At 48.5% G+C, this 3,274-nt stretch carries 2 rRNA genes; both read right to left on the minus strand.

From position 1 onward, the window contains the following. Positions 1-117, minus strand: a 5S ribosomal RNA gene (rrf, locus tag J7Q78_RS09915). A 90-nt stretch (positions 118-207) separates the two neighbouring features. Further along, positions 208-3,126: ribosomal RNA gene (locus tag J7Q78_RS09920) — 23S ribosomal RNA — on the minus strand. Positions 3,127-3,274: the final 148 nt, after the last annotated feature.

Below are 3,274 nucleotides of genomic sequence, written 5' to 3' on the forward strand. Positions count from 1 at the left end.
GCGCGGCAGCGTCCTATCCTCGCAGGTAGTTTCCCACCAACTACTATCGGCGCTAAGAAGCTTAACTTCTGTGTTCGACATGGGAACAGGTGTATCCTTCTTGCTATCGCCACCACACTATTTTGTGCCTAAGCACTGAGAAGAACTTCGTTCTCTCAAAACTGCATAATAAGTAATTGTTTATTTCAAAAACCGCACATTGCACCTTTGGTTAAGTCCTCGACCGATTAGTACTAGTCCGCTCCATACATCGCTGTACTTCCACTCCTAGCCTATCTACCTGATCATCTTTCAGGGGTCTTACTTCCATAAAGGAATGGGAAATCTCATCTCGAGGGGGGCTTCACACTTAGATGCTTTCAGCGTTTATCCCGTCCATACATAGCTACCCAGCGATGCGCCTGGCGGCACAACTGGTACACCAGAGGTATGTCCATCCCGGTCCTCTCGTACTAAGGACAGCTCCTCTCAAATTTCCTGCGCCCGCGACGGATAGGGACCGAACTGTCTCACGACGTTCTGAACCCAGCTCGCGTACCGCTTTAATGGGCGAACAGCCCAACCCTTGGGACCGACTACAGCCCCAGGATGCGATGAGCCGACATCGAGGTGCCAAACCTCCCCGTCGATGTGGACTCTTGGGGGAGATAAGCCTGTTATCCCCAGGGTAGCTTTTATCCGTTGAGCGATGGCCCTTCCATACGGAACCACCGGATCACTAAGTCCGACTTTCGTCCCTGCTCGATTTGTCAATCTCACAGTCAAGCTCTCTTATACCTTTACACTCTACGAATGATTTCCAACCATTCTGAGAGAACCTTTGAGCGCCTCCGTTACACTTTAGGAGGCGACCGCCCCAGTCAAACTGCCCACCTGACACTGTCTCCCGCCACGCTGAGTGGCGCGGGTTAGAGTGGTCATACAGTTAGGGTAGTATCCCACCAACGCCTCCATCGAAACTAGCGTTCCGATTTCTACGGCTCCTACCTATCCTGTACAAACTGTACAAACACTCAATATCAAGCTACAGTAAAGCTCCATGGGGTCTTTCCGTCCTGTCGCGGGTAACCCGCATCTTCACGGGTATTATAATTTCACCGAGTCTCTCGTTGAGACAGTGCCCAAATCATTACGCCTTTCGTGCGGGTCGGAACTTACCCGACAAGGAATTTCGCTACCTTAGGACCGTTATAGTTACGGCCGCCGTTTACTGGGGCTTCAATTCTGGGCTTCGCTTACGCTAACTCATCCTCTTAACCTTCCAGCACCGGGCAGGCGTCAGCCCCTATACGTCATCTTTCGATTTTGCAGAGACCTGTGTTTTTGATAAACAGTTGTTTGGGCCTATTCACTGCGGCTGACCTGACGGTCAGCACCCCTTCTCCCGAAGTTACGGGGTCATTTTGCCGAGTTCCTTAACGAGAGTTCACTCGCTCACCTTAGGATATTCTCCTCGACCACCTGTGTCGGTTTACGGTACGGGTAGTTTATTTCTCACTAGAAGCTTTTCTTGGCAGTGTAACATCAGGAACTTCGCTACTTAATTTCGCTCCCCATCACAACTTGTCCTTAAAGAATCAAGCATTTCACTCAACTCAAGACTTGTTGCTTAGACACACATTTCCAGTCGTGTGCTTTCCTTAGCTTCCTGCGTCCCTCCATCGTTCAAACAAAATAAACTAGTACAGGAATCTCAACCTGTTGGCCATCGACTACGCCTTTCGGCCTCGCCTTAGGTCCCGACTAACCCTGGGAGGACGAGCCTTCCCCAGGAAACCTTAGTCATACGGTGGATCAGATTCTCACTGATCTTTCGCTACTCATGCCGGCATTCTCACTTCTAAGCGCTCCACTAGTCCTTACGATCTAGCTTCATCGCCCTTAGAACGCTCTCCTACCGCGGACACTTACGTGTCCACCCACAGTTTCGGTATTATGTTTAGCCCCGGTACATTTTCGGCGCAGTGGCACTCGACTAGTGAGCTATTACGCACTCTTTAAATGGTGGCTGCTTCTGAGCCAACATCCTAGTTGTCTGTGCACCGCCACATCCTTTTCCACTTAACATAAATTTGGGGACCTTAACTGGTGATCTGGGCTGTTTCCCTTTCGACTACGGATCTTATCACTCGCAGTCTGACTCCCGGAACTAAATCAATGGTATTCGGAGTTTATCTGAATTCAGTAACCCTTGACGGGCCCCTAGTCCAAACAGTGCTCTACCTCCATGATCCAATATTCCGAGGCTAGCCCTAAAGCTATTTCGGAGAGAACCAGCTATCTCCAAGTTCGATTGGAATTTCACCGCTACCCACACCTCATCCCCGCCATTTTCAACTGACGTGGGTTCGGTCCTCCAGTGTGTTTTACCACACCTTCAACCTGGACATGGGTAGGTCACTTGGTTTCGGGTCTACATCTATATACTCATTCGCCCATTTCAGACTCGCTTTCGCTACGGCTCCAGCTTTTCACTTTAACCTCGCATATAAACGTAACTCGCCGGTTCATTCTACAAAAGGCACGCCATCACTCATTAACGAGCTTTGACTAATTGTAGGCACACGGTTTCAGGATCTATTTCACTCCCCTTCCGGGGTGCTTTTCACCTTTCCCTCACGGTACTGGTTCACTATCGGTCACTAGGGAGTATTTAGCCTTGGGAGATGGTCCTCCCGGATTCCGACGGAATTTCACGTGTTCCGCCGTACTCAGGATCCAGAACGGAGGTTAAGTTGTTTAATCTACGTGGTTATCACACTCTTTGACTCAGCTTCCCAGCTGATTCGATTACAACTTAACTTGGTAACTCCAATGTTCTGTCCTACAACCCCAAGAAGCAAGCTTCTTGGTTTGGGCTCTTCCCCGTTCGCTCGCCGCTACTTAGGGAATCGATTTTTCTTTCTCTTCCTGCAGGTACTTAGATGTTTCAGTTCCCCGCGTCTACCTTCATTAAGCTATGTATTCACTTAATGATAATACCCGACTAAAGGTATTGGGTTCCCCCATTCGGAAATCTCCGGATCAAAGCTTACTTACAGCTCCCCGAAGCATATCGGTGTTAGTACCGTCCTTCATCGGCTCCTAGTGCCAAGGCATCCACCGTGCGCCCTTTATAACTTAACCTAACTTTACCGATGGTAAAGGGTTATTATTTGAGTTTAGCGATATGAACTAATTCATATTTCTATTAAAAAACTCTTTAAAACGCAATGTTTTCTCGGCTTTTAAAACTAATATATTACTTATTATCCAGTTTTCAAAGAACAAAGTT

This window comes from Latilactobacillus fragifolii, from assembly GCF_905332535.1.
Lineage (GTDB): Bacteria > Bacillota > Bacilli > Lactobacillales > Lactobacillaceae > Latilactobacillus > Latilactobacillus fragifolii.